Below are 25,702 nucleotides of genomic sequence, written 5' to 3'. Positions count from 1 at the left end.
TAGGGTACGCCCTCAGCCGCGCACGTCGACGCTGGCGCGGGCGATGGCCGGCCACTGCAGCGCCACCGACTCGATGCTGTCGGCACTGACCGCGCACAGATCCCTTGGGTACGCCACATGCTCGGCCTCCTGCAGGCGCAGTGCGTGGAACTGGCCATTGCTTGCGCGCAGCACCCAGCCGCCGTCCTGGCAGCGCGTGGATGCCAGATAGGCCACACCTTGCGCAACAGCTTCCGGATGCAGCTCATCGGGCTCACCCTCGATGCCCCACATGCGCGTCTTTGCCACCGGCGAAACCGCATTGACCACGATGCCATGCTCGGCGCCCTCCAGCGCCAGCACATTGACCAGGCCAAGCGCGGCCAGCTTGCCCATCGCGTAAGCGGACAGCCCGCGCTGTGCGTACTGCGGATACAGCGCGCGATCGGACGTGGTGATGACGATGCGCCCACCGCCCGCCGCGCGCATCGCCGGCCACGCCGCCTGCGCCAGCCACAGCGGCGTCTTCGCCGTCAGGCACAGCATCTGCTCCAACGTATCGTCCTCGATCACTTCCAGTGGCTGGTACTCGACCCAGCCCGCGTTGTGGATCAGGAAGTCGATGCGGCCGTGCGCCTGCAGCAGTTCCTGCATCAGCGCATGGCAACCGCTGCGATGATCGATGGGACCATTTGCGGCCTGCACTGGCAAACCCTGCCGCTGCAGCGCTTCGACGCTGCGCAGGATGCGCTGTGGATCGGCGCCGCGGCCATCGGTACCGGCACCGACGTCATGCATGACCACCTGCGCACCGCGCTCGGCCAGCAGGCGGCTGTAGGCCAGGCCCAACCCACCCGCGGCACCGGTCACCAGGCCCACCTGGCCCTCGAAGGAAATATGCGAAATCGGCTTCATGCGCACAGCTTCAGCCAAGCTCACCGGCCCCGCCAATACCGTTGACCATCGGCCACGATACGCTCTCGCTATCACCGAAAAAGGGGACGGAGGGGATTAAGTCGTAACTCGCCCTACCGTGCCTGAAACGACTTAATCCCCTCCGTCCCCTTTTTCGTTCAGCGGCTGAAGCGGCGCGCGCCGGCCACGCAGATCACCGCGACCACGGTCACCAGCACCATGCTGAGGCTGACCGACTCGTGCAGCAGCAGCGCGGCCAGGGCCAGGCCGAAGAACGGTTGCAGCAACTGCAACTGGCCGACGGCGGCGATGCCGCCCTGCGCCAGCCCGCGGTACCAGAACAGGAAGCCGATCAGCATGCTGAACACTGCCACATAGCCCAGCGCCCACCACGCCGAGGCACCAACCGCAGTGAACGAGGCCGGGCGCATCAACGCCGTCAGCGGCAGCATCACCGGCAAGGCCAGCAGCAACGCCCAACTGATCACCTGCCAACCGCCGAGATGACGGGCCAGCCGACCACCTTCGGCATAGCCCAGCCCGCACACCACGATCGCCGCCAGCATCAGCAGATCGGCCTGCAAAGATGCCTCGATGCCGTTGCGCACCGCATAGCCGACCACGCAGGCACTGCCCAGCAACGAAAACAGCCAGAACGCCGGGCGCGGCCGATCGCCACCGCGCAGCACGCCGAACACCGCAGTGCTCAACGGCAACAGGCCGAGAAACACGATGGTGTGCGCCGACGATGCGTGGCGCAGCGCGAGTGCGGTCAACAACGGAAAGCCGACTACCACCCCGAGGCTGACCACTGCCAGGCCTGGCAGGTCACTGCGCCGCGGCCACGGCTGGCGCAGCAGAAGGAGCAGGCCGAGGCCGAGCACGGCGGCAATGGTCGCGCGTGCAGCGGTGACGAATCCGGCGTCCAGCTGCAGAACCGCCAGGCGGGTGGCCGGCAGGGAGCCGGCGAAGATCACCACACCGATGAAGCCATTGATCCAACCACTCGCCGACCGTTCCACGCCTGTACTCCTGAAGGTGCCGGACGATGCCCGGCTGGACCTGCATGGAAGCATCCGGCGCGGGAAGACCCCAGCTACAATCCAGTACAGTCGCAAGTAACTGTACTGCCCACACTTCCACTACGGTTCCACCATGCCGCGCCCCCTTACCCGCATCGAATCGGTCATCCAGACCGTCCGCACCCGGATCAGTGCACGGGTCGATGGCCCCGGCTCCCGCCTGCCCTCGGTACGCGCGCAGGCGGCGGCGATGGGAGTTTCAGTCTCCACCGTGGTCGAGGCCTACGAGCGCCTGGCGGCCGAAGGCCTGATCAGTGCGCGCGCAGGCTCGGGCTTCTACGTCAGTGGCCCGGCCGCACCGCTGGCGCTGGCCGAACTGGAGCCACGGCTGGATCGCGCGGTGGATCCGCTGTGGGTATCACGGCAATCGCTGGAAACGCCCGCGGGCGACCTCAAGCCAGGGTGCGGCTGGATGCCCAGTGACTGGCTGTATCACGATGGCGTGCGCCGCGGCCTGCGCCGGCTGGCGCGTGCCGATGCCATGCAACTGGTGGACTACGCCGGCCCGCTCGGGCTGCCCGCGTTGCGCCAGCTGCTGCAAAGGCGCAGCGCCACGCTTGGCATCGATGCACCGGTGGAGCAGATCCTGCTGACCGAATCCGGTACGCACGCGGTCGATCTGCTCTGCCGTTTCCTGCTCAAGTCCGGCGACTGCGTGCTGGTCGACGACCCGAGCTACTTCAATTACCACGCGCTGCTGAAGGCGCACCAGGTGCAGGCCATCGGCGTGCCGTACACGCACAGCGGCCCGGACCTGGAGGCGTTCGCGCAGGCCCTGCAGGCACATTCGCCGCGGCTGTACATCACCAATTCCGGATTGCACAACCCGACCGGCGCGGTGCTTTCCGCGAGCTCCGCACACCGCCTGCTGGGCCTGGCCGAACGCAGCGAACTGATCATCATCGAGGATGACATCTTCGCCGACTTCGAACTGCAGCCGGCACCGCGGCTGGCCGCGCTCGATGGACTGTCACGGGTGATCCACGTCGGCAGTTTCTCCAAGACGCTGTCGGCAGCGTCGCGCTGCGGCTACATCGCCGCGCGCCACGATTGGATAGAGGCATTGACCGACCTGAAGCTGGCGACCAGCTTCGGCGGTGGCCATCTGGCCGCGCAGTTGATGCACATCGCGCTGACCGACAGCGGTTACCGCCGCCACATGCAGTCGATACGTTCGCGGCTGGCCGATGCACGCCGGCACACACTGCGGAAACTGCAGACGCTGGGTATCACGCCGTGGCTGCAGCCGGAAGCCGGCCTGTTCCTGTGGTGCCAGCTGCCCGATGGCCGCGACGCCGCCGCACTGGCGCGGCAATGCCTGCGCGAAGGCATCGTGCTGGCGCCGGGCAACGCGTTCAGCCAGTCGCAGCGCGCGGCCGACTATGTGCGTTTCAACGTTTCGCAGTGCCAGGACCCGAGGATCTGGCAGGTGCTGGCGCGCGCGCTGCGTTGAGCTGGTAATGCGCGACCAGCGCATCCACCACCACGCGGACGCCCGGCAACTGGCCGCGACGGTGCGGCAGCAACACGCTGGTGGTGACTTCGCCGGCATGCCACGCTGGCAGCACCTGCTGCAGGCGGCCGTCGGCGATGGCCGCAGCACACAGGCTGTGTGGCAGCACGGTGATGCCAAGACCCGCTTCTGCCGCCGCGATCAGCAGCTGCGATTCATTGCCGACCAGCGCCACCTGCGGCTCCACCTGCACGGTGTGGGCGTCGGCGCCGTGCAGCGTCCAGCGCGTTGCATGGCGCGCGGTCAGCAGGCCTGCATGCGCGCGTAGCTGTTCGGGCGTGTCCAGTGCCGGCGCGGCTGCCAGATAACCAGGGGACGCCACCAGCACGATGCGTTCGCTACCGAGCATGCGCTGCACCAACCCGGAATCCGGCAGCGGACCGAAGTGGCTGCGCAGGGCGATGTCGATGCCTTCCTGCGCCAGATCGATGAAACGATCACTCACTTCAACTTCGATGCGCAGCCGTGGATAGCGGCGGGCCAGTGCAGGCAAGCACGCGGCGAGCTCGCCCTGCACCACCGGAATCGAAGCGCTGATCCGCACGGTGCCGCTGGGTTCGGCCTGGCGGTCGCGGACAATGGCCTCGGCGGCCTCGACCTCGGACAACGCTGCGCGTGCGCGCTCGAAGAACTCCTGACCGACCTCGGTCAATGCGAAGCGGCGCGAACTGCGCTGCAGCAGCCGCACCTGGAGCTGTTCTTCCAGCAGCGCCACGCGCTTGCTCAGGGTCGAGCGCGGCAGGCCCAGATGGCGCCCGCCTGCAGCGAACCCGCCCTGCTCCACCGCGGTCACGAACAGGGCCAGATCGTTGAGGTTGAGCATGGACAACGTCCACAGATGTGGACTTCAGGATGCCATTCGAACGGCTTCCGGGGCAATGTCCACGCAGGCACGCTTCCCTCACCCGCCGCATCGCGGCTTGAACCGGAAATCTGCCATGACCCCGATCCTCTTCTACGGCGTGCCCTCGGGCTGCTCGTTCGGCTCCATCGTCGCCCTGGAATGGCTGCGCCAGCCGTATCACCTGTGCCGCATCGACATGCCCGGCCAGGTGCAGGGCGAGGACTACCGCCGCCTCAATCCACTGGGCGAAACCCCGACGCTGCGAACCGCGCAGGGCGAGCTGCTCAGCGAAAGCCTGGCCATCCTCAACCACCTGGCCGCGCTGGGTATCGCGCAGGGACTGGGCTTCGCACAGGGCACCTCCGGCTTCGATCGCCTCAACCATCGGCTGGCCTATCTCAACACCAGTTTCTTCGGTGCCTACGCGCCGCTCTGGCACGCACTGGAGCATGCGCAAGGCGATGACGGCGAGGCGCTGCGTGCCTATGGCACCACCAAGGTGCGCCACGCCCACCAGGCGCTGGAGCAGATGATCGGCACGGGCCCGTGGCTGCTGGGCGAACAGCGCAGCTTTGCCGATGCCTACTTCGCCGGCATCGCGCGCTGGAATGACTATCACCAGGTGGTCGATCGTCGCGAGTTTCCCAGGGTGCAGCAGCTGTTCGAGCGCCTGCAGGACGACGCCGGCGTGCAGTTCGCCCACGCCATCGAAGCGCAGCAGCCGGCAACCAGCAGCGGTGGCTTCCTCGGCGAGGTGCGGCTGGAAGACGTGCTTGAGGCCACAGCGGCCTGAGCCCTGTCCTGCCCGTGTGGCAGCGGCGCGCAATGCCTCTTGCGCGCCGCGCTACAGTGGTATGTCCCCCGCCGCAGGAATCCGCGCATGTCCACGTTCTCCGACCCGCAGGCGGTGGCCCGTTATGCCGAAGCGCCGCTGCGCCAAGTGCCCGGCTTCCTCGCCTTGCAGCAGATGAGCCGCCTGCTGCTGGCCGAACGCGTTCCCGCGCAGGGCCGTGTGCTGGTGCTGGGCGCCGGTGGCGGGCTGGAGCTGAAGGCTTTTGCCGAGGCGCAGCCGGGCTGGCAGCTGCTGGGCGTGGATCCGGCCGCGCCGATGCTGGCTCTGGCCGAGCAGACACTGGGTCCGCTGATGCCGCGCGTGCAGCTGCTGGAAGGCTACATCGACGATGCGCCCGCTCTGCGCTTCGATGGGGCCAGCTGCCTGCTGACCCTGCACTTCCTCGATGCCGGGCAGCGCCTGCACACGCTGCGCGAGCTGCACCGGCGCCTGCAGCCCGGCGCGCCGCTGGTTGTGGCCCACCACAGCGTGCCGCAGGAACCGGCCGGCAAGCTGCGCTGGTTGCAGCGCTACGCAGCGTTCGCCGAAGCCTCGGGCGTTGCCCACGCCGATGCACAGCGCGCGATCGAGGCCATTGCCGAGCGGCTGCCGCTGCTGGCCCCCGAACAGGAAGTGGCGCTGCTGCAGGAGGCCGGCTTCGACGGCGTGGAGCTGTTCTACGCAGGCTTCAGCTTCAAGGGCTGGGTGGCGTACGCCGGGTGATGCCTACGGCACCACGGTGATGCCGATGCGCTGCATCAACAGCGCCACCTGCTGCACGTCCAGCGTGGCACCACGCAGGTTGGTGCTGCGCAGGTCCAGCTCACCCAGCTCCGAGTTGGTCAGGTCGCAGTCGGTGAAGTTGGCGCTGTTCCAGTCGACGCCCTCGAACTGGCCGCCGGACAGGTCCGAGCCGGCGAAGCTGGCGCCACTCACATTCGCGCCATCCCATCGGTTTTCCCACAGCTCGCACTTTTCCAGCGTTACCCGCGAAAAATTGGCATAGCGCAGGTTCGACTTCTTGATGAACGCGCTGCAGAACCAGCTGCGCGTGGTGATCTGGTTCATGAAGCTGGCGTTGCTGAAATCCGCGCCCTGCGCACGGCACTCGCTGATCTCCAGGCCCAGCGCCTTGATGAAATTGAAATGGCACATGCTGATATCGCAGCTGTGGAAACTGGCTTCCTTCAGCGTGGCGCCATTGAAGCGGCAGCCGGCGCGGCTGTCGGCATCGTAGAAACTGCAGTTGATGAACTCGGTGCCGGTCAGGTCCGCACCGGAGAAATCGCACTCGTGGAACTGCTGGTCGACCACTTTCTGGCCGGTGTACTGGTCCGCGCCGATGCGCAGCTTGCGGTGAACGGTGGGAGACATCAGGGATTCCATGCCAAGTGCCCCGTCATGATGCCGGGCCGCGAGGCCGATCCATAGACCCCGGGGCGGGCGGGTTCACCGGCAGTCCAGCCGCCCTGTGCCCTCCCGACCAATGCATGTTGTTGCACGATTATGCACGAACGTGCAGACTTGCGGCATGAGCGCCGACCCCAGCCCCCTACCCGCCCAGCGCACCCGGCAGATCCTCGAGGAGCTGCGCCAGCAGGGCCGCGTGGTCGCCGCCGAACTCGCGCGCCGTTATGCCGTCTCCGAAGATTCGATCCGCCGCGACCTGCGCGAGCTCGCCGCCCAGGGCCTGTGCCAGCGCGTCTACGGCGGCGCCGTGCTGCCGCCGCCCAAGGAACGGCCGCTGCGCGAGCGCCTGACCCGCGACCGCGGCGACAAGGCCGAGCTGGCCGCCCGCGTCTGCGCGCTGCTGCAACCCGGCCAGGTGGTACTGCTCGATGCCGGTTCGACCAATCTGGCGATCGCCCAGCAGCTGCCGGCCGCTCTCGGGCTGACGGTGATCACCAACGCCCCGCAGATCGCCACCGCCGCCAGCATGCTCGAAGGCACTTCAGTGCAGCTGATCGGCGGGCGCCTGGCCAGCGGTGGCGGTGCGGTCGGTGCCGAGGCGTTGGCCCAGGTGCAGCGCCTGCGTGCCGACGTGTACCTGCCCGGCCCCTGCGCGGTGGACGGCGACACCGGTGTGTGGGCAATGGATTCGGAAGAAGCCACGCTGAAGCGCGCGATGGTGGCCTGCAGCAGCCGCGTCATCGTCGCCGCCACCACTGAAAAGCTCGGTGCCCGCGGCAACTGGCAGATCGCCAGCCTGGACGAGATCGACGACCTGGTGCTGACCACCACCGCACCGCCCGCCTTGGCGGCTCGCTTCCACGCCGCCGGTATCGCGGTGCACCCCACGCCTCCCTGACCGTACTGCTCATGTCCCTTGCCAACCGCGCGCGTGCCGAACAGCACGCGACCCGCGCTGCGTTCTTCATTCCCGGCTTCGCCACCGCGTTGTGGGCCACCCTGGTGCCATTCGCCAAAGCGCGCACCGGGATCAATGACGCCACGCTGGGGCTGGTGCTGCTCTGCCTCGGTGCCGGCTCGCTGCTGGCGATGCCCTTGTCCGGCGTGCTGGCCGCACGCCTCGGTTGCCGCCGGGTGATGGTGGCCAGCAGCCTGCTGATCTGCCTGACCGTGCCCGGCCTGGCGCTGGCGGGTTCGGCCTGGACGCTGGGCGTGGTGCTGTTCGTGTTCGGTGCGGCCGTGGGTGCGATGGACTGCACGATGAACGTGCAGGCCGTCATCGTCGAGCGCGAAGCACGGCGAGTGATGATGTCTGGCTTCCATGCTTTCTTCAGCATTGGCGGCTTCCTCGGCGCGGCCACCATGACCGTGCTGCTGTCCGCACAGTTGCCGCCCTTGGCATCGGTGCTGATCGGTGTCGGCACCATGCTGCTGGTGATGCTGTTGTCGGCGACGTACTGGCACAGCGAACGCATGCCGCACGACACACCGATGCTGGCCCTGCCGCATGGCATCGTGCTGTTCATCGGCGTGCTGGCGTTCGTCGCCTTCCTCGGCGAAGGTGCGATGCTCGACTGGAGCGCGGTGTTCCTCAGCGATGTACGTCGCGTCGATGCCAGCCTCGCCGGCGTCGGCTATGTGACCTTCACCCTGACCATGACCGTCGCGCGCCTGTTCGGCGATGCACTGGTGGCACGCGTGGGCCGCCAGCGCGCGATCGTGTTCGGCGCGCTGCTCGCCGCTGCCGGCGTGCTGGTGCTGACCCTGGTCACGCCGTGGCAGGCATCATTGGCGGGCTATGTGCTGATCGGCCTCGGTTGCGCCAACATCGCTCCCGCGCTGTTCTCGCTGGCCGGCCACCAGACCCGCATGCCCGGCGCGCTGGCCATCACCGCCGTTTCCACGCTGGGCTTTGCCGGCATCCTTGCCGGACCGGCGTTGATCGGCTTTGCCGCGAATCATTTCGGTCTGATTGCTGCGTTCATCGGTGTGGCCACGGCCTTGTTGCTGGTGGCCGCGTCCACACGTTGGCTGCGGGTTTAGTCCAAGGCATCAGCGCCGCCTGCGCCGCAGCTTCATCCGCAACCGGCGGTAGCCGATCACCGTGGCCGTTGCACACAACGCAGCGCCAGCCAGGCTCAGCAGCAGCAACACCGCCAGCCGGGCGGTGTCCTGACGCAGCATCGCCGGCAGGTCCCAGCTGTGCAGGAAGTAGAACAGCCAGCGACCCACGCGCTCGCGACGCCCCATCGTCAGCAACGGGTCGCCAGTGGCCAGATCGAGGTAGACCCGCGTCGCCTCGGCATCGCCGAAATCAGCCACCGCCACCGGGAAGCGGCGTACCGCTGCGCCGTTCATGGCTTCCGGTGCACGCGGGTAGAAGTACGCATCCGCTGCGAGCTGGACCCCGTACCCCTGCACGGGCGCATCGGACAACGCCCGCACCTTCTGCTGCAGCCATGCGGCCGGCAGCAACCGCGCAACCTGCAGATGACCATCACTGCCGGACACAATGCGGGTCTCGCCCTGCCCGTCCAGTAACACCGCGAACAGCTCACCATCGATGCGTCGCCACTGGATCTCCACCGGCTTGAAGCGCGCGTCGTCGACGGCCGCCAGCAGCGCCGCCGGTTCACCCAGCGCGCCATCCACCGCTACCGCGCCGCCACGATAGCGTCCGCTGTCGATCGCTTCGCGCGTACTGCTGAAGACGCCCAACGGGTTCATCGACATCAGCCCGCTGAAGATCCAGCTGAACACGAAAGCCGCAGCCACCAGCCCGATCAGATGGTGCCAGCGCATCCATGGTTCGACGTATGGCGTCTTCGCACCCGAACGGTAGTGCCCACGGAAACGCCAGCGCCACACACCCACCACGATGCCGCTGATCGCCGCCACCGTGCACAGCGCGGACAGCACGATCACCACCCACGTCCACACCGGGTCCACCGACTGCATGCGCAGGAAGTACAACCAGTGCAGCCAGGCGCCCACATAGTTCCAGCGCTGCTGCACATGCGGTGCGTCCTGCACCACTTCGCCGGTGTGTGAGGACACATACACATCCCCTGGCTGCGCGCCGCCCACTTCAACCCGGTACAGCGGCCGATGCGCATCCAGCGCACGCGAATGCGTCCAGCGGTCCTCGTCCACGCGTGTCGCGCCGACGAAGGCTTGGCCGCCCGCGAACTGTGCGGCGGATGCTTCGGCTCTCTGTGCCGACACCGGCAGCAGCGCCTGGCCGGTCACGGCAGACCAGGCGCCCACGTTGCTGCCATTGCGCACCACGTACGCAGGCTCGCCACGCAGCGTCGTCAGCGCCACAACCTCCGGCTCGGCCTGCACCACGGCAGGCAGTACCGACAGCCCCTGCAGATCGCGAGCATCCCCCAGCACCGGCAACGCCGCCAGCCGCTCACCGGGTGTCAGCTTCGGGTAACCAATGAACAGCATCACCATGCCGCTGACAAACCACAGCAACATCAGCAGGCATCCGCCGATGCCCAGCCAGCGGTGCACCAGATAGGTCCAGCGCTTGGCGGTGGATCGCAACGTCATCGCCAGCCTCCTCAGAAGCGATGATCGACGGTGAATTCGACGCGCCGGTCCGCACCCAGCAGCCACTGCGTGCTGGTGTAGTACGCGGTGGCGTAGTACGCCTTGTCGAACACGTTGAACAGCCGCGCCGACAGCCGCGTGCGCGGTGCCGCCTGCCAGGTCAGTGCCAGGTCGGTGGTGCTGTAGCCGGGCAGCTCCAAGGTGTTGGCGTTGTCGGCGTAGCGCTTGCCGACGTAACGCACGCCACCCGCCGCACTCCAGTCCGGTGCGAACTGCCAGCTCAGCCACACATTGGCCAGGCGCTCGGCCACGTTCGGTGGCACATTGCCATCACGCGACACCAGCACCGCCGGCGAACCGGTGGTTTCCAAGAAGTCCTCGAACTCGGCCTTCAGCACCGTGGCGTTGGCATCGAGCGACCAGTGCGGCGCGAAGTTCCAGTTCAAGGAGGCTTCAACGCCACGCGAGGTCTGTGCGCCCACCTGCACGCGGCGATCCGGCACCAGCGGATCGCGGCTGAGCAGCCCGGTCTTGCGGATGCGGTACGCCGCCAGCGTCCACTCGCCGCCATCGAAGGCCTGCTTCAGGCCCAACTCGATCTGCCGGCCCTTGGCCAGGTCGAAGGCCCCGTTGGCCGGGCTGATCATCAACAGGCCACTGACCGGGTCCGCCGCCTGCGAGTACTGCGCATACAGGTTCAACGTCGGCTGCAGCGCGAATACCGCGCCTCCACGCCAGCCGGTGCTGCGGTAGGTCTTCGAAAACGCGTTCTGGCCGCTGATCAGATCGGTACGATCAATGCGCGCGCGGTCGTGGCGCAGCCCACCCAGCACCGACCAGCGCTCGCTCAGCGCCAAGCGGTCTTCCACGAACAGCGCGTACTGCTCGGCACGATTACGGTAGCGCGGCAGGTTCGGCGCGTCGCTGGTGAACTGGCCCGGCACCGGATCGAACGGATCGACCGGGCCCGAGCTGCCGGCATAGGTGTTGTTGGTGTGCTTGAAGTGCGCGCGGTTGGCGTCCAGGCCCACCGCGAAGCTGTTTGCCCAACCGCCCACATTGCCCAGCACGCGCAGCGTCGAGGTCAGTCCGGTCTGGTCCTGGTTGTGGGTGATCTCGGTGTTTCCTGATCGATCGATCAAGCCGGTAGCGCGGTTGTAGACATAGGCTTCGGCATTGCGCCAATCGCGCTGGCTGTCGATCTGGTAGAGGCGCGTGCGCCATTCGACGCTTGCGTTCGGCGTCCATAGCGCATCAAGCTGGGTCCAGCGATCGCGATAGCGGATCTCGCTGTCGCCCACGTTGTAGTTGCGGTGGCGCAGCGCTTCCAGCTGGCGGCCATCCACCAGTGGCGTGCCGAAGTAGCGCATCGGCCTCTGCTGGCCCTGCGCGTGGGTCAGGGTCAGCTGCAGATCCGTGCGTGGCTGCCACAGCAGTGCGCCGGAGAAGGTGGCATCACTGCTGCGCCCGCGATCAACCCAGCCACCGCTGTAGTTGCCGCTCACGTCCAGCCGGTAGGCCAGCTCCGGCGCCAGCGCGTCGCCACTGCCGAAGCCCAGACGTGCGGTGTCCTCGCTGCCCACGGTCACGCTGATCTCGTTCTCGATGGCACCGCGCGTCGGCTTCTTCGGCACGATGTTGATGACCCCGCCAATGGCACCATCGCCATGGATGACCGAGGCCGGACCGCGCAGCACTTCGATGCGCTCGATGGACCAAGTATCGAACGGAAAGGTGATGCCCACGCCGCCATACTGGCGCAGCCCGTCGTACAGGCGCATCACGGAAGCGCCATCGGTGAAGCCACGGCTGGACAGCGCACTCAGGCCGTTGCCCGGGTGCGGCATCGCACTGATCGCACCGGCGCGGCTGATCGCATCATTGAGGTTGGTGTCGCCGCGCTGTTCCAGTTGCTCGCGCGAAATCACCGTCAGGCTGGCCGGTGTCTGCAGCACGCTCAGGCCCAACGCAGAGCCTGCGCTGGAGGTGGAAGACAGCTCGCCGCTGCGGGTATCGACCACGCGCACGGTATCCAGCGTGGTCGGTGGTGCCGCATCGGCGGCAAGTACAGAGGCGGTGTGCAGGAGCAACGCGCACATGGCAGGCAGCGTCGCCCGGCGCAGGCGCGCGGAGTTGGGGTTCGTTTTCATCTGTTCACGGCATGCAAGGCCCCCCTGCAATGGCAGGGCAGCAATCAGAAAGGGACAGACACGCGCGTGCGGGCACCGGCCGTGGCCGGCAACCTCATGAAAAAAGATCAATGCACCGCGCGTGTGGCTCAGGCAGCCATCAAGGCCGGCGGCCCACGCGCTCCCAATGTGCCGCTGATCCGTTGCGGCAACGCCCGCACCGCACCGCGCAGCGCGCGGCATATGGGCGCCATCGGCGCCAGCAGCAGCAATGCCGCCACCAGCAGGGTGATCAGCCGCGCGGCGATCAGGCAGTAATCGCAATCCACGCCCATCTCATGGTCGGCATGTGGATCGGCAGCTGGCTTCGGCGTCGATTCGCCGTGCTGCATCGCCATCGCGTGATGATCGTGGTGCCCTTCCATCGCGTGCTGCGCATGCTCTGCGTGCATCGCATGGTCCATCGCCGCCACCGGCGCAGCGGTGGCCACGTGACCGTGCGCCAGCCAACGGCTCACCAACGGGGCGAGCAGCACCAGCAGCATGGCAAGCCATGCCAGGGACTGGAACCGGCGGTGGAGGACAGAACGACGCACACCACCATTCTACGGGGCTGCCGCCAACCCTGGACCACGTTGAGGATTTCCAGAAGGGTGGTGCGACGTTATGACGCAGCCACGGACGCAAGCGCTCTCCATGGCACCAAGGGGGACGGAAGGCACCCATACGGCCCCTTCCGTCCCCGCATCACATCGCTAGAACCGCGCCGGTTGCTGCACCGCGCGCTCCAGGAACATGACACCCGCCTGCAGGCTGTTGCGGGCGTTCTCCAACCAGCGCTCCGGATCGGCTACCGCAAATCGCTCCTGTGCATCCACATCACCCGAGTCGGCCAGATCAGCCAGCTGCAGATGGATGTGGTTCTCCACCAGGCTCACCAGCACGGCGAGCTCGGCCGATAAACCGGCGATGCGTTCGGTGAAGCCAGCGTCGTTGCTGTTCAGAGACATGTCCCCTGTTCCTATGCGTTGCGGTGTTGATGGATGGCTTCGAAACGCTCGGCACAGGCAGGCCCGCAGAACAGTCTTGCCGGATCGTTGTCGAAGTCCTCGCTGCAGTCCGGGTTGTGGCATTCCCCCATGGGAGTGAGAGGGGCAACATTGCTGGCCCGCGTTGCGTGCTGGGCCAGGGCGCGCTGCAGGTGGCGCGCTTCCATTTCCTGCGCTTCGTCGATGGTGTCCGTCATGCGGGTTGTATTTTATCGAGGGGTGGTCGCACCGATTGAGAACGTCGCAACGACGGTCAACGACGCGGATTCCGCGGCGGATCGGCGTTCGTGGTTGCAGTGGATTTCAGGCATGCAGGCTCCTTGTGCACGGGCGCCCGAAGGCGCGATGGAGAGAAACGATGGGCCGTCGTTGACGGCGATCGCATCATCCGAAAACCGGTTCTCGCCAACTGCGACGCATCGGCACGATCACAGTGATCTGCGAACGCCATCGCAGATCCAACGCGTACTGGGTGGCGCCATCGCGGTCAGGGATGCAAGGTGCTGGAAGGTGTTGCAAATGAAGCCCCGTTCCGACACCATGACCGTATCACCACTCCCATCACATCCTGACCACACTGCGTCGGTCGGCCGCTGCGTGACCTGCGCACGCCGGACACTGCACAGCACGTTGGCCGCCATCGGCCGCCGTGGACCGATCCACGTTCCCAGGGGCCTTGTCGAATGCACACACCGCATCCCACGCAGGACATTGTTCCCGCGTTCCTGCAGGCCATGCACGCGCACGGCATCGTGCCGGACGCGCGCGGCCGCGACGCGCTCAACGCCGATGGCACGCTGGTGCGCTTCCATGTGGAAGGCGACCGTCGTGGCACGCGCAATGGTTGGGCGGTGTTGTTTGGAGACCACGTGCCGGCCGGCGAGTTCGGCAGCTGGCGGACCGGCACCCGCCATGCCTGGTGCGCGAAATCGCCGACCGCGTTGAGCGCCGCCGAGCAGCGTGCCATCAGGCAACGCCAGGAGGCGGCCCGCAGCGAGCGCGAACGGCATCAGCGCGAACGCGAGGACGCCGCCGCCAAGGCGGCCAACGTGCTGTGGAACCGAGCCATTCCTGCCGATGCCCACCACCCCTATCTCGTACGCAAGGGCATCCATGCACATGGCCTGCGTGTGGCGCCATGGCCGGTGCGCAACAGCGATGGCCTTGTCTTCCGCCACATCGACAACGCCCTGCTGGTACCGGTAATGAACAGCGCGGGCCGTATCGTCTCGTTGCAGGCGATCTTTCCCCGCGTGGATCCAGCACTTGGCCGCGACAAGGACTTCCTTTCCGGTGGCCGCAAGCAGGGCTGCTTCCATGTCATCGGCAAGCCGGTTACCGGCCAGCCGATCGCCATTGCAGAGGGCTATGCCACCGCCGGATCCATCCACCAGGCCACGGGCTGGTGCGTGGTGGTGGCCTGGGATGCAGGCAACCTTGGCGCGGTCGCCCGGGCCTGGCGCGGCGCCATGCCGGACGCGTCATTCGTGCTGTGTGCCGACAACGATCAGTGGACGCGGCAGCCGCTGGACAACCCTGGCGTCACCCTGGCCACGCAGGCTGCCGCGGACATCGATGCCCGCGTGGTCTGGCCCGAGTTCGCCACGCTGCATGGCGACGATGACCGCCCTACCGACTTCAACGACCTGCATCTGCGCGAGGGGCTGGACACCGTGCGTGCCCAGTTGTTGCCCCCCATGCCGCCGGCAGGGGGCGACGACGTGGCACTGGACGATGCGCCGTCATCGGCCAGCGCGCGCTACCAGGTGCCTGGCAACCTGTCCGCATTCGATGCCTTCACCCCGTTTCCCGATACCAGCGCGCGCGGGCGGCCGTTGCCAACCGCGCGCAACCTGGCCGAGCTGTGCCGTCGTACCGGTGTGACCGTGCGCTACAACGTCATCCGCAAGGATCTGGAGATTCTGGTCCCTGGGCTGCAGACGACCGTGGACAACGCCAAGGAGGTCGCGGCGGGCGAAGTGATGGATTGCATGCACCGCGCCGGCATGGCCACCGCCAGCTTCGAGACCAACCTGTGCCAGGTGGCCGAAGCCAATCCCTACAACCCGGTCGCCAGCTGGATCACCTCACGGCCGTGGGATGGCCAGTCCCGCCTGCAGGCGTTCTTCGATACCGTGCAGGAAGCCAAGCCCACGCACATGGCCGACGGCCGCGTGCTGAAGGAAGTCCTGATGCGACGCTGGCTGATCTCCGGCGTGGCTGCGGCGTTTGAGCCCGATGGCGTGGTCGCGCGCGGCGTGCTGACGTTCGTTTCGAAACAGAACCTGGGCAAGACACGCTGGGCGCGGCAGCTGGCGCCGGTAGAGCTGCAACTGATCGCCGATGGGGTGGTGCTGGATCCGGCCAACAAGGACAGCGTCAAGCAGGTCATCTCCAGATGGATCGTCGAGCTGGGCGAAGTCGATGCCACCTTCCGCCGTACCGATATCGCGGCACTGAAATCATTCATCTCGCGCAGCCATGACGAGATCCGTCGCCCCTACGCGCGCACCGAATCCCGCTATGCGCGGCGCACCATCTTGTTTGCCAGTGTCAACGACGAACGCTTCCTCCGCGATGCCACCGGCAACACCCGCTGGTGGACCGTGCACGCCGTGGCGCTGGGCGAACCGGCGCGGATCGACATGCAGCAGGTCTGGGCTGAGGCCCATGCGTTGTACTGCAGTGGCGAGACCTGGCACTTGAGTGCCGAGGAACTGGATGCGCTCAATGCCACCAACAGCGAACACGAGCCCATCTCGCCGATCGCCGAACTGATCGATCGTCATTTCGACTGGTCGCTCCCTGCCGAGCACTGGAGCGCGCACTACCGCGCCACCGAGATCGTCATCGCGGTGGGCATCGACAGGCCCAACCGTCGCGAGGTGAACGAGGCCGCCGCCTACGTGGTGAAGCGGCATGGTGTGCGCACCCGCGTGGTGGGCAAGGAGCGCGCCAAGGTCTGGCTGATGCCACAGCGCAAACGCAGTCTGGCCGAGCACGCGGCAGGGCCGTTCTAGATGCCGCGCCTCCATGATGGTCGCGACGTTGACAGCAGCAGCGGCGACTGGCGCCTGCACTGCGAAGCACGTCGCCTGCTGCAACTGGACGGCTACCGGCGCGTGGGCACCGACGGGCGCTGGACGGTGGTCAGTCCGCGCCGGCACCGCCAACAGTATCTCGAGGGTGTCCTGGCCGCACGCGGCCCGGTTGAGCGTGAGCGTCTGGCAGCAGCGGCATTGCGGCTGTGGATCGCCAGCCCGCCCGCCCAACCGCATCATGATGCAAGTAGATGAAAGGTGTTGACTAGAGGCGTCTACAGGGGCAAGATGCCGGTATCGGCCCGCCACCTTCCAGGAGCGCTTCCGCCATGTCCCGTCCCCGACTGCATGCCTTCGAAGGTGAGCAGCTGACCGTGCAGCAGATCCACCAGCGGGTACCGGTGCTGTCCGAGCGGACCATCCGCGACCACCTTGCTGCCGGCCGGCGTACCCGCACCGCCATGTTGTGCTTTGACCCGATCGCCGCGGCGGCCCGGGGCGGGCACATCACCCAGCGCATCCTCCGCGCCCGCAGCGTCGTCGGTCGCGATTCCTGATCCTCCGGCACCTGCCGCATTTCTCCAGGAGTAGATTCCGCATGATTCCCGCCTCCCTCGACAGCGGTCATCGCCTGATTGCCGACACACTGGCCGCGTTCCGTGCCGGCCCTGCACTGGGCAGCGTTGCCCTGCGGCCGGCGCCACGCTCTCGTGTGCCGCTCTACATCGGCATCGCCGGCAGCAAGCGCTCGGGCAAGGACACACTCGCCAATGGACTGGCGTCGGCGTTGTCACTGCCATGCGACAGCTTCGCGGCCCCACTGCGGCAATTGGTCGCCTCCCTCCTCGGGCTTTCCCTGCACGAACTGGACAGCCGCAAGGAGGACGCCATCGACTGGCTGGCCGAACTCACCCCGCGCCAACTGATGCAGACCGCCGGTACCGAGTGGGGGCGTGACCGCGTCCATCCCGAGCTGTGGGTACGCTCGCTGTTCGCACGCCTGCCCGAGGGCGGGCTGGTACCCGACGTCCGCTTCGCCAATGAGGCCCGCGCGATCCGCCGTCGTGGTGGTGTCGTGATCCGCGTCAATCGCCCAGGCCATCGCAGCAGCGACCCTCATGCCAGCGAGCAGCCGCTACCGCATGAGCTGGTCGACATCGAAGTCGACAATGACAGCACCGCGGCCGATCTGGTCCGCAGATCGCTGGACCAGCTGCGTTCGCGCGGTGTGATCTGATCCGGAATGCCGGCCCGCCATCCGGTCCATCCCCCGAACCCAGCGCAGGCCCCGACCCATCATCGGCGAAAATGATGTAAGGTCATCCCCCATCACCGACGACACCTGTCGTCACCCTGCATCCCCAACCCATTTCGCAAAGAGGAAACGCCATGGAGGTCGAACAGTTCACGTCGACGCGCCTGAAGGCCATCGAGTTGTTCAAGTCCCAGCCCAAGGGCAGCAAGGACATCGTGAGCCTGGATGCGATCTTCATCTCGCTGTGCACGCTGGCCACTGCCCGGGCAGGCGCAGGCAGCGCCCAGCAGACGCGTACCGTGGCCCGCCCGGGCAGCCAGCAGCCGCCCGCGCCATGGTTCGTCGAAACCCTTGCGGCCCTGAAGGGCAAGGGCGAGTCGATCACCGTGGCGCGCTTCCTGATGTTCGCCAACCGCTTCCCGGTCAAGCGCATGGACCAGGTCAACGCCGCACGCTGGCTGCGCGACGCCGGGTACATCCCCCGCAAGACCGGCGGCAACCTGGTGTTCGATCTTTGATCCAGCGCCCCCTGCAGTCCTGAAGCCCCGGCATCGTCCGGGGCTTTTTCGTTTCCGGCCAGTACACGGCGCATGAGGCTGTGTGGCAGGTGGCCGTCCTCACCCTGTACCTGCCCCATCCCCTTGATCTGCCTCTGTTCCTGCCAGGTGAGGACAACGAGTACGGATGTACAGGAAAACACCAGCGGCCAGAGCAAGCGGATTCGGCTCACTGCAAGCAGGCGTGTCGTGCTCCTCCCCCCTCCTCACGCACGACTGAACGTCTTCAGCGCACCGATATAAAAGTAGATGAAAGGTGTTGACTGGTCATGCGGGATGGCAACAGTGGAGATCAATGCCACTGAAGACATCCTCCATGAACGCCCTGCCCGACAGCATCCAGACCCTGGCCGAGGTCATCGGCGAATCCGCAGCCCTCACGCTGGTGCGTGCCTGGCCGCCGACCACCTCCAGCACCACCGGCCGTCACCGCGTCATCGTCTACGTCCCCTCCACCCTGCCCGACCAGCACCGGCTGATCGACATCCTTGGCCACGACGTCGCCCAGCGGCTGGTCGCGCACTTCGGCGGCGAACTGTTGTTCCTGGCATCCTGCTTCGCTGCCGGCGCGCACGAACGCCGCGAGCAGATTGCCCGCGCGGTCGCCAGCGGCATGCCACGCGACCATGTTGCGCGTGAGTTCGGCGTCTCACAGACCACCATCAAGCGCGCCCTGCGCGGTGCGCGCACCGCGTTGCCACCGGCTGTCCACCCGGCCCTGCTCAAGGGATACGCACGCGCATGAACGAGAGCGACCTGCTGGCCGGCGTGCCGGATTGGGCCAAGTACCTGGGCGGGACCTCGGGCGTGCTGATCGCGGTGTCGCTGTGGCTGCGCCAGTGGTTGTCGTCGGCCAAGGTCGACCGCACCGCCGATGAAGCCACCAGCAACACCCTGCGCACCCTGCAGGAACAGCTCGCGGCCGAACGTACACGCGCTGATGGGCTGATGCACGAGCGCGAGGCAATGGCCCAGGAGATCGGGCAGCTGCGCGGTGAAGTCAGCGCCCTGCGTGCACAGATCGCCCAGCAGAGCGTACAGATAGACGCTCTGTTGAACCTGGTGCGCAAGCAGCCGGGGGCCGCCGCATGACCGCCGCTGCAGCCAACGCCCTCGGTGGCACCAACGTTGCTGCGTTCCTGGACATGCTGGCGGTGTCCGAAGGCACCGACATACCCAGCCAGCGCTCGCGTGACCGCGGCTACGACGTCATCGTCGGTGGCCAGCTGTTCACCGACTACCGCGACCATCCCCGCGTGCTGGTGTCGCTGCCGCGCTACGGCATCAAATCCAGCGCCGCAGGCCGCTACCAGTTCCTGCGCAGCACCTGGGATGACCTGCGCGCGCGACTGGGCCTGCCTGACTTCGGCCCGGTTTCGCAGGACCGTGCGGCGGTCGCCCTGTTGAAACAATGCGGTGCCTACGAGCTGATCCGGCTGGGACGCTTCGATGCCGCCGTCACCGCGGCCCGGCGCATCTGGGCATCGCTGCCGGGCGCCGGCTACGGCCAGAAGGAGCACGCACTGGAAACACTGCGCGCGGCGTACCGTGCCGCCGGCGGAGCCCTGCAGTGACGCCCCCGGGACTGAGGTTGGGCATCGGGTTGCTGGTCCTTGCCGGTAGCCACGCGAGCTGCGCCTGGCTGGGATGGACCCTGCGCGACCGCACTGCGGACCTTGCCGTTGCCACCACCCGGGCAGCGCAGCAGGAGGCCCGCACCGATGCAGTCCAGCGCGCGCACCAGCAGGCCCTCGCCAACAGCGCCGCAGGCGCGCAGGCCGAATCACAGCGCCTGGCCCACCAGGCCCGGCACACCGAACAGTTCAACACCCTGCAACGGGACATCGAGACCCATGCCAAGACTCCTGGTCGTGATCGCGGCGACGCTGACGGTGAGTTCGTGCGCATCTGGCGCGAGGCCAACGCCGGCCACGCCCTGCCGCGCTGACCTCAGCATCGCACCTGCCCAGCTGCTTCCCCCACCCCGCCTGCCGGACCTGCACGCAGCCAGCGATGACGCGCTGCTGCGCAATCACGTTGCGGTCGCACAGCAGTACCACGCGCTGGCCGACCAGCTGAGTGCGCTGCTGTGCAGCCTCGGCAGCCAGCGCGGCATCACCATCAATGGCGCCGCGCCGGCAGCACCCGCCGACTGCGGCAGCAGTGCCACTCCCACGCACTGAGCCTTCCGGACAAGGCCACGCCTGCAATGCCGCCTCACTGCGGTGATGGCAACACTGGCTGCAGACCGTGCGCGCCTTGCAGCGCTACGCCCCTCCTTCCTTCCCTGCATGAGCTGACATGGCGAACGATTCCTTCCCTCCCACGCTCGATCCGCTGATTGCCGCGATCGAAGCCGCTATCCGCGCACGCTTTCCGGGGTTTGCAAGCGTCGAGTTCCATCGCGAGGCCAACGCTGAGGGGATGCCCCTGCCGGCCTGCCTGCTGGCGATGACCCGCTGTGACCGCAGCAGGGACAACAATGATGGCAGTGGCCTGCTGCAGGCCACGCTACGCTTCGAAGCGCGCATTGCGCTGCCGGCGACCGATGCAACCACAGCGCTGCAGCTGCGCAACGCGGCCCTCGCCCTGGCGACCTGGCTGCACCAGCTCGGCCGCTTCCCCGGCGTTGCCAGCGGTGCGATCGATGTGATTGCAGCATTGCCGGAAGACCCCGCGGCGGCACAGCCGGGCCTGCGCACTTGGATCGTCGAGTGGTCACTGCCGGTCGCGCTGGGCGACAACCCGTGGGACGACGCCGGTGGCGTGGTGCCGCAGGCGTCCTACAGCTTCGCGCCGGAGATCGGCCGCGCCCATGAGTCCCGCTACCAGCCGTTGCCGGAGCGCGCACGATGAGCGCCGAACACGCGCGGCTGATCGGCAACCTGCTGATGATCGGCGTGGTGCGCGAACTGGACGAGGCGAACGGGCGCGTTCGCGTCGATGCCGACGGCATGCTTACCGACTGGATTCCCTGGCTGGAGCGCCGCGCCGGACCGGGCATGCGCAGCTGGTGCGCTCCCGAACCGGGCGAGCAGGTCGTGCTGGCGTGCCCCTATGGCGACCCTGGCCAGGCACTGGTACTCGGCAGCCTGTACCAGGACCGCTTTCCGCCGCCGGCCGACTCGCGCCTGCGGCAACGCACCGAGTTCGCCGACGGCAGCAGCGTCGAGTACGACCAGGAAACCACCACGCTCAACGTCCATGTCGGCAGCGGCAAGGTCATCGTCACCTGCGCGAATGCACAGGTGATCGCCAGCGAATCGATCGTGCTCGATACACCCTCGATCAAGGCGACCGGCGATCTGGATGTCAGCGGCGCGATCAGCGCCGGCAAGGACATCAGCACACCGGGCGAAGTCAAGGCCGGTGCCATCGGCCTGAAGGCACACACACACACCGCACAGGGCCCAACCGCCCCGACCACGCCGGCCCAGGCCTGAGCGGCCACGCCTGCAATGCCCTGAAAGCCCGCACTCCACGACGATAGAGGCCATGCGAGGAATCGACGCCAACACCGGCAAATCACTGGATGGGCTCGCCCATCTCCACCAGTCCGTGCGTGACATTCTCACCACGCCCCTTGGCTCCCGCGTACTGCGCCGCGAATACGGTTCACGCGTATTCGAACTGATCGATGCGCCGACCAACCGCTCGCTGCGCATGGACCTGATCGCGGCCACCGTCGACGCGCTGGCGCGATGGGAACCGCGTCTCCACGTCGAGAACGTCGACGTCTCCCTCCCCGCCCCCGGCGTGATGATCCTGGCAGTGACCGGGATCCACCTGCCGGACGGCGAGGCCATCACCATCGAAGGAATCGAGGTTCGCTAACCGTGGCATCCGGCTCGTTCACCAGTGTCAATCTGTCCCAGCTGCCTGCACCGGCGGTCATCGAAGTGCTCGATTTCGAAGCCATGTTCGATGAATCGCTGACCGCACTGCAGGCCCTGGATCCCACCTTCGACGCGCTGCTGCCGTCGGACCCGGCCTTCAAGATCCTGGAGGTCTGCACCTACCTGCGCCTGCTCGACCGACAGCGCGTCAACGATGCGGCGCGTGGCGTGATGCTGGCCTACGCGGTCGGCAGCGACCTGGACCAGTTGGCCGCGATCTTCGGCATCGGCCGCCAGATGCTGGACCCGGGCAAGCCGCAGGAAGGCATTCCGCCACGCTACGAGAGCGATGAAGATTTCCGTCGGCGCATCCAGTTGGGTCCGGAAGGCTTCAGCGTGGCCGGGCCGGAAGGCGCCTACATCTTCCACGCGCTGAGCGCCGATCCGCGGGTGCTCGACGCCAGCGCGACCAGTCCGTCGCCGGGTGAAGTGGTGGTCTCGGTGCTGTCGCATGAAGCCGATGGCACGGCCACCCAGGCGCTGCTCGACGCAGTGGAAGCAAAGCTGAGTGCGGCCGACGTGCGGCCGCTGACGGACCACGTGCTGGTACGCACGGCGGCAATCATCAACTACGCGGTCACCGCCACGCTCTACACCTACGCCGGCCCGGATTCGCAGGTGGTGCTGGCCGAAGCACGCTCGCGCCTGGATCGCTACATCGCCGAGTCGCATCGGCTCGGCCGCGATGTCACCCGCTCCGGCCTGTTCGCCGCATTGCATGCCGAGGGCGTGCAGCGCGTGGAGATTTCCAGCCCGGCGGCTGACGTGGTGGTGGACCGGACCCAGGCCACCTACTGCACCGCGGTGACCCTGACCCATGGCGGCAACGATGAATGATTCCACCGCACGCCTGATCAATGCACGCCTGCGTGGCGTGATCGATGGGCACAACCTGCAGTTCCGCCATCCAGGTGGCGCACTGGCCACCCTGCAGGCGGTGTACCGCGCCGATTGGCAGGGGCGATTGAAGCTGTCGGACACGATGCGGCGCAACCTGCAGCGTTTCTCGGCAGCCTTCGACCATCCACGATGGAAAGGCTTCTACGTGAAGCCGGCGAACCTGTCGTACAGTCATCCCGCTCCGGATGGCAGCTCCAGTGCCTGGTCCTTCCCGGTCTCCGATGCGATCGGGGGCCCGGAGCAGAACTTCGCCGGCGTGGTGGACGAGGATGGAAGCGCGTTTCCCAATGGTGCCGTGCGCACCATCAGCATCTGGCTGCGTGCAACCGAACCCTGTGCGATCGACTTCGGCATGCGCACCACCGGTGCAGGCAGGACCCGTCTGCAGGTGGGCACCGAGTGGAAGCGCTACAGCTACACCTATGCCGCAACCGCGGATGACGCCCCCCGGGGCGTGAGCATCGTGCTGGATCGGCGGGCGGGCGGGAACGCTGGCCTGAAGCCGGACAGCCGCATCCACCTTTGGGGCGTGCAGGTGGAGGAAGGCCGCGAGGCGACCAGCTACATCCGCACCATGCCCGAGCCGGTGGGCGTGATCGATTACAGCGTGCTCAACAATGTGATCACGCTCAGCCGGCCACCCGCTCCCGGTTCGATCATCGACGCCGACGTGCTGATCAGGGTGCCGACGGCAACCACCCTGCTGCCGCCCAACGCCACCCGCGCGGAACGGGCGCTGGCCCGTGCTGCGGTAACCCGCCCGCTGCCGGTGGACATCACCGCGCTGTGGGATGCGGACCGCTGCCCGACCGCGTTGCTGCCTTGGCTGGCCTGGGCCTTGTCCGTCGACGAATGGAAGGCCTACTGGCCGGAAACGGTAAAGCGTGCCCGCGTGCGCGCCGCGATCGCGATCCAGCGCCGCAAAGGCACCTGGGGCAGCGTCCGCGATGTGGTGGCTGCGTTCGGCGGTTCGATCCTGATCCGCGAATGGTGGGAAATGCAGCCGCGAGGTGCACCGCACACCTTCGAAGCGGTGATGACCATCGCCAACCAGGGCGGCGAGACCGCCACCGCCAAGTTCGTCGACGACGTGATCGGCGAGATCAGCCGCACCAAGCCGGTGCGCTCGCACTTCACGTTCACCCAGGGCATGCAGGCCAGCGCACGTATCGGTGCACTTGCCGGCGCCCATGGCACCACCTTCCGCCGCATCCAACTGATCGGAGAGTAAACCCCGCATGCGCTTGAAAATCACCGACGCCGGCTTCGCCAGGCTGGTCAATCCACCCAACACCGGCACCAGTGCCGTGCTGATCACCGAGATCGGCCTGACGTCCACGGCATTCACGCCGACGGCAGGGCTGACCGTCCTGCCCGGCGAGATCAAGCGGGTCTCGACGTTCGGCGGCAAGGCCGTGGGCGACGACACGCTGCACGTCACGATCCGTGACGACAGCGCTACCGCCTACAGCCTGCGCGGCTTCGGCCTGTACCTGGGCGACGGTACGCTGTTTGCAACCTTCGGCCAGACCGATCCGATCATGGAGAAGACCGCAGCCTCGATGCTGCTGCTCTCCACCGATACCCGCTTCAGTGAAGTCGATACCGCGCTGATCGAGTTCGGCAATGCCGAATTCATCTATCCGCCCTCCACCACCGAGGTGCAGGGCGTGGTCGAACTGGCCACGACGACCGAGACCGAAGAGGGTGCAGATGCCCAGCGTGCGGTGACACCGCGCGGGCTGCGTGCCTTCATCGACAAGCGCTTTGGCGCCAGCGCCCCCACCCAGTTCGTCCGCACGCTGTTGTCGATCGCCACCGATGCCGCGTTCCGTTCCGCCTTGGGGCTGAAATCGGCCGCGTTGAAGGACGAGGGCGCCGACAAGGGCCTGGATGCCGACCTGCTCGATGGCCGCCACGGCACCCACTACCTGGACTGGCGCAACATGACCGGCGTGCCATCCAGCGTGCACGTGCCCGGACAGGTGATTCTGTTCGCCGGTGCCACCGCGCCCAACGGCATGCTGCTGTGCAATGGCGCCGCTGTTCCGCGTGCCAGCTACCCGGCCCTGTTCGCCGCCATCGGTACCCGCTACGGCGCCGGTGACGGCGCAACCACCTTCAACCTGCCGGCAATGCAGGAAGGCACGGTGGTCACGCACACACTGAACGCGGAAGCGGTCGGCAGCTTCACCCAGGGTGAGGTGATCCGCCATGCCCACAGCGCAAGCACGGCAACAGCAGGCAGCCACAGTCATGCCATCTCCGTAGGCGCAGGCGGCGCGCACTCCCACGGTGCCAGCGCCAGTGCCGTCGGCGACCACGCGCATGGTGCGTGGACCGACTCGCAGGGCCACCACGCGCATACCGGTGGCACCTCGTGGGCTGGCGACCACCAGCATGGAGGCGTCGTTCCCTCCAATCCTGCCCTCAACGGCTACGGCGTCTATCGCGAACGCGACAACGACGCGCTGTATCCGGACGGCGCCACAGCACCTGCCGGCGGCCACGCCCACAGCTTCACCACCGACGGCGCTGGTGGCCATGGTCACAACATCGGCATGAACGGCGCCGGTGGTCACTCGCACACCATTTCCATCGCCCAGGTCGGCGACCACGGCCATGCCGCCTCGGCGGCGGACGCCGGTGCACACAGCCATGCCATCGTGGTGGAGGCCGCCGGTGGCGACCGCAACCTGCCGGCGGGCCTGCGGATGATCTATTGCATCGCGTACTGAGGAC

30 protein-coding genes are annotated in these 25,702 nt (G+C 67.2%); 21 read left to right on the top strand and 9 right to left on the bottom strand.

Annotated elements, in window-relative coordinates; all coding sequences use genetic code 11:
• Positions 1-12 precede the first annotated feature (12 nt).
• Both AC5P60_RS19075 and AC5P60_RS19070 read right to left on the bottom strand, forming a co-directional pair.
• Positions 13-894: an SDR family NAD(P)-dependent oxidoreductase gene (locus AC5P60_RS19075; protein ID WP_483693897.1), complete on the bottom strand. Its 882-nt coding sequence runs from the start codon at positions 892-894 to the stop codon at positions 13-15.
• Positions 895-1,052: 158 nt separating this feature from the next.
• Complete coding sequence (locus AC5P60_RS19070; protein ID WP_049433238.1) at positions 1,053-1,916, bottom strand: DMT family transporter; 864 nt, start codon at positions 1,914-1,916, stop codon at positions 1,053-1,055.
• Positions 1,917-2,049: 133 nt separating this feature from the next.
• On the opposite strand from AC5P60_RS19070, the gene AC5P60_RS19065 reads away from it, so the two are divergent.
• Positions 2,050-3,429 carry an aminotransferase-like domain-containing protein gene (locus tag AC5P60_RS19065; protein WP_495201802.1) on the top strand — a complete coding sequence of 460 codons (1,380 nt, stop codon included), beginning with the start codon at positions 2,050-2,052 and terminating at the stop codon, positions 3,427-3,429.
• On the opposite strand, the gene AC5P60_RS19060 is transcribed toward AC5P60_RS19065, so the two are convergent.
• Positions 3,368-4,312, bottom strand: a complete 945-nt coding sequence (locus AC5P60_RS19060) for a LysR substrate-binding domain-containing protein (RefSeq protein WP_483693896.1) — start codon at positions 4,310-4,312, stop codon at positions 3,368-3,370. The genes AC5P60_RS19065 and AC5P60_RS19060 overlap by 62 nt on opposite strands.
• Before the next feature lie 115 nt (positions 4,313-4,427).
• On the opposite strand from AC5P60_RS19060, the gene AC5P60_RS19055 reads away from it, so the two are divergent.
• Together AC5P60_RS19055 and AC5P60_RS19050 are read left to right on the top strand one after the other, a co-directional pair.
• Positions 4,428-5,126, top strand: a complete 699-nt coding sequence (locus AC5P60_RS19055) for a glutathione S-transferase family protein (RefSeq protein ID WP_111188189.1) — start codon at positions 4,428-4,430, stop codon at positions 5,124-5,126.
• Positions 5,127-5,213: 87 nt separating this feature from the next.
• A complete protein-coding gene (locus tag AC5P60_RS19050) occupies positions 5,214-5,888 on the top strand; it encodes a class I SAM-dependent methyltransferase (RefSeq protein ID WP_049403294.1) in 675 nt (224 codons plus the stop codon).
• Positions 5,889-5,891: 3 nt separating this feature from the next.
• On the opposite strand, the gene smqnr is transcribed toward AC5P60_RS19050, so the two are convergent.
• Positions 5,892-6,539 carry a SmQnr family pentapeptide repeat protein gene (gene smqnr / locus AC5P60_RS19045; protein ID WP_111173234.1) on the bottom strand — a complete coding sequence of 216 codons (648 nt, stop codon included), beginning with the start codon at positions 6,537-6,539 and terminating at the stop codon, positions 5,892-5,894.
• A gap of 157 nt (positions 6,540-6,696) precedes the next feature.
• Here smqnr and AC5P60_RS19040 point away from each other — a divergent pair, with 157 nt between their 5' ends.
• Entirely contained in the window at positions 6,697-7,473 is a 777-nt protein-coding gene (locus AC5P60_RS19040; protein ID WP_012479318.1) for a DeoR/GlpR family DNA-binding transcription regulator, read from the top strand.
• 11 nt (positions 7,474-7,484) lie between these two features.
• Positions 7,485-8,618, top strand: coding sequence for an MFS transporter (locus AC5P60_RS19035; RefSeq protein WP_483693894.1), 1,134 nt, complete (start codon positions 7,485-7,487; stop codon positions 8,616-8,618).
• Between the two features lie 9 nt (positions 8,619-8,627).
• Here the strand turns inward: AC5P60_RS19035 and AC5P60_RS19030 are convergent, their stop codons facing one another.
• The 5 genes from AC5P60_RS19030 to AC5P60_RS19010 all read right to left on the bottom strand — a co-directional run bounded on the left by AC5P60_RS19030 (position 8,628) and on the right by AC5P60_RS19010 (position 13,508).
• Positions 8,628-10,133, bottom strand: a complete 1,506-nt coding sequence (locus AC5P60_RS19030) for a PepSY domain-containing protein (protein ID WP_483693893.1) — start codon at positions 10,131-10,133, stop codon at positions 8,628-8,630.
• A gap of 11 nt (positions 10,134-10,144) precedes the next feature.
• A complete protein-coding gene (locus AC5P60_RS19025) occupies positions 10,145-12,283 on the bottom strand; it encodes a TonB-dependent receptor (protein ID WP_483693892.1) in 2,139 nt (712 codons plus the stop codon).
• A gap of 128 nt (positions 12,284-12,411) precedes the next feature.
• Positions 12,412-12,807: a DUF2946 family protein gene (locus AC5P60_RS19020; protein ID WP_483693891.1), complete on the bottom strand. Its 396-nt coding sequence runs from the start codon at positions 12,805-12,807 to the stop codon at positions 12,412-12,414.
• 210 nt (positions 12,808-13,017) lie between these two features.
• Positions 13,018-13,272, bottom strand: a complete 255-nt coding sequence (locus AC5P60_RS19015) for a hypothetical protein (RefSeq protein WP_005408345.1) — start codon at positions 13,270-13,272, stop codon at positions 13,018-13,020.
• 11 nt (positions 13,273-13,283) lie between these two features.
• Positions 13,284-13,508 (bottom strand): hypothetical protein, encoded by a 225-nt coding sequence (locus AC5P60_RS19010; protein WP_005408344.1) that lies wholly within the window; start codon positions 13,506-13,508, stop codon positions 13,284-13,286.
• Positions 13,509-13,994: 486 nt separating this feature from the next.
• Between AC5P60_RS19010 and AC5P60_RS19005 the strand changes: the two genes are divergently transcribed.
• The 16 genes from AC5P60_RS19005 (at position 13,995) to AC5P60_RS18930 (ending at position 25,698) form a co-directional block, all read left to right on the top strand.
• Positions 13,995-16,331: a VapE domain-containing protein gene (locus AC5P60_RS19005; protein ID WP_483693890.1), complete on the top strand. Its 2,337-nt coding sequence runs from the start codon at positions 13,995-13,997 to the stop codon at positions 16,329-16,331.
• The gene (locus tag AC5P60_RS19000) at positions 16,332-16,607 is read left to right on the top strand and encodes a DUF7696 family protein (RefSeq protein WP_033835996.1); all 276 of its coding nucleotides are present in this window, start codon (positions 16,332-16,334) and stop codon (positions 16,605-16,607) included.
• A gap of 74 nt (positions 16,608-16,681) precedes the next feature.
• Positions 16,682-16,909 (top strand): hypothetical protein, encoded by a 228-nt coding sequence (locus AC5P60_RS18995; protein ID WP_033835197.1) that lies wholly within the window; start codon positions 16,682-16,684, stop codon positions 16,907-16,909.
• A gap of 41 nt (positions 16,910-16,950) precedes the next feature.
• Complete coding sequence (locus AC5P60_RS18990) at positions 16,951-17,589, top strand: deoxynucleotide monophosphate kinase family protein (protein WP_033835196.1); 639 nt, start codon at positions 16,951-16,953, stop codon at positions 17,587-17,589.
• Between the two features lie 152 nt (positions 17,590-17,741).
• Positions 17,742-18,125 carry a hypothetical protein gene (locus AC5P60_RS18985; RefSeq protein ID WP_033835195.1) on the top strand — a complete coding sequence of 128 codons (384 nt, stop codon included), beginning with the start codon at positions 17,742-17,744 and terminating at the stop codon, positions 18,123-18,125.
• Positions 18,126-18,480: 355 nt separating this feature from the next.
• Positions 18,481-18,909 (top strand): helix-turn-helix domain-containing protein, encoded by a 429-nt coding sequence (locus tag AC5P60_RS18980; RefSeq protein WP_223846372.1) that lies wholly within the window; start codon positions 18,481-18,483, stop codon positions 18,907-18,909.
• The gene (locus AC5P60_RS18975; RefSeq protein ID WP_005408337.1) at positions 18,906-19,256 is read left to right on the top strand and encodes a hypothetical protein; all 351 of its coding nucleotides are present in this window, start codon (positions 18,906-18,908) and stop codon (positions 19,254-19,256) included. Before AC5P60_RS18980 ends, AC5P60_RS18975 begins: the two co-directional genes overlap by 4 nt.
• Positions 19,253-19,738: a glycoside hydrolase family 24 protein gene (locus tag AC5P60_RS18970; RefSeq protein ID WP_049403301.1), complete on the top strand. Its 486-nt coding sequence runs from the start codon at positions 19,253-19,255 to the stop codon at positions 19,736-19,738. The genes AC5P60_RS18975 and AC5P60_RS18970 overlap by 4 nt, the downstream gene beginning before the upstream one ends.
• The gene (locus AC5P60_RS18965) at positions 19,735-20,112 is read left to right on the top strand and encodes a hypothetical protein (RefSeq protein WP_033835193.1); all 378 of its coding nucleotides are present in this window, start codon (positions 19,735-19,737) and stop codon (positions 20,110-20,112) included. Before AC5P60_RS18970 ends, AC5P60_RS18965 begins: the two co-directional genes overlap by 4 nt.
• Complete coding sequence (locus AC5P60_RS18960) at positions 20,057-20,347, top strand: hypothetical protein (RefSeq protein ID WP_049403302.1); 291 nt, start codon at positions 20,057-20,059, stop codon at positions 20,345-20,347. Before AC5P60_RS18965 ends, AC5P60_RS18960 begins: the two co-directional genes overlap by 56 nt.
• Before the next feature lie 118 nt (positions 20,348-20,465).
• A complete protein-coding gene (locus tag AC5P60_RS18955) occupies positions 20,466-21,020 on the top strand; it encodes a hypothetical protein (RefSeq protein WP_049403303.1) in 555 nt (184 codons plus the stop codon).
• Positions 21,017-21,607 carry a phage baseplate assembly protein V gene (locus AC5P60_RS18950; protein ID WP_012479303.1) on the top strand — a complete coding sequence of 197 codons (591 nt, stop codon included), beginning with the start codon at positions 21,017-21,019 and terminating at the stop codon, positions 21,605-21,607. Before AC5P60_RS18955 ends, AC5P60_RS18950 begins: the two co-directional genes overlap by 4 nt.
• 52 nt (positions 21,608-21,659) lie before the next feature.
• Positions 21,660-21,998, top strand: coding sequence for a GPW/gp25 family protein (locus tag AC5P60_RS18945; protein WP_005408332.1), 339 nt, complete (start codon positions 21,660-21,662; stop codon positions 21,996-21,998).
• Between the two features lie 2 nt (positions 21,999-22,000).
• On the top strand, positions 22,001-22,897 hold the full coding sequence (locus AC5P60_RS18940; protein ID WP_483693887.1) for a baseplate assembly protein: 897 nt from the start codon (positions 22,001-22,003) through the stop codon (positions 22,895-22,897).
• Positions 22,890-24,191, top strand: coding sequence for a phage tail protein I (locus AC5P60_RS18935; RefSeq protein WP_495201801.1), 1,302 nt, complete (start codon positions 22,890-22,892; stop codon positions 24,189-24,191). Before AC5P60_RS18940 ends, AC5P60_RS18935 begins: the two co-directional genes overlap by 8 nt.
• Before the next feature lie 7 nt (positions 24,192-24,198).
• Positions 24,199-25,698 carry a tail fiber protein gene (locus AC5P60_RS18930; protein WP_049433224.1) on the top strand — a complete coding sequence of 500 codons (1,500 nt, stop codon included), beginning with the start codon at positions 24,199-24,201 and terminating at the stop codon, positions 25,696-25,698.
• The last annotated feature ends 4 nt before the right edge of the window (positions 25,699-25,702 follow it).

The sequence above is a fragment of the Stenotrophomonas sp. YJH_SMC_120 genome (genome assembly GCF_059368675.1).
This window is presented reverse-complemented; position numbering and strand designations above follow the sequence as displayed.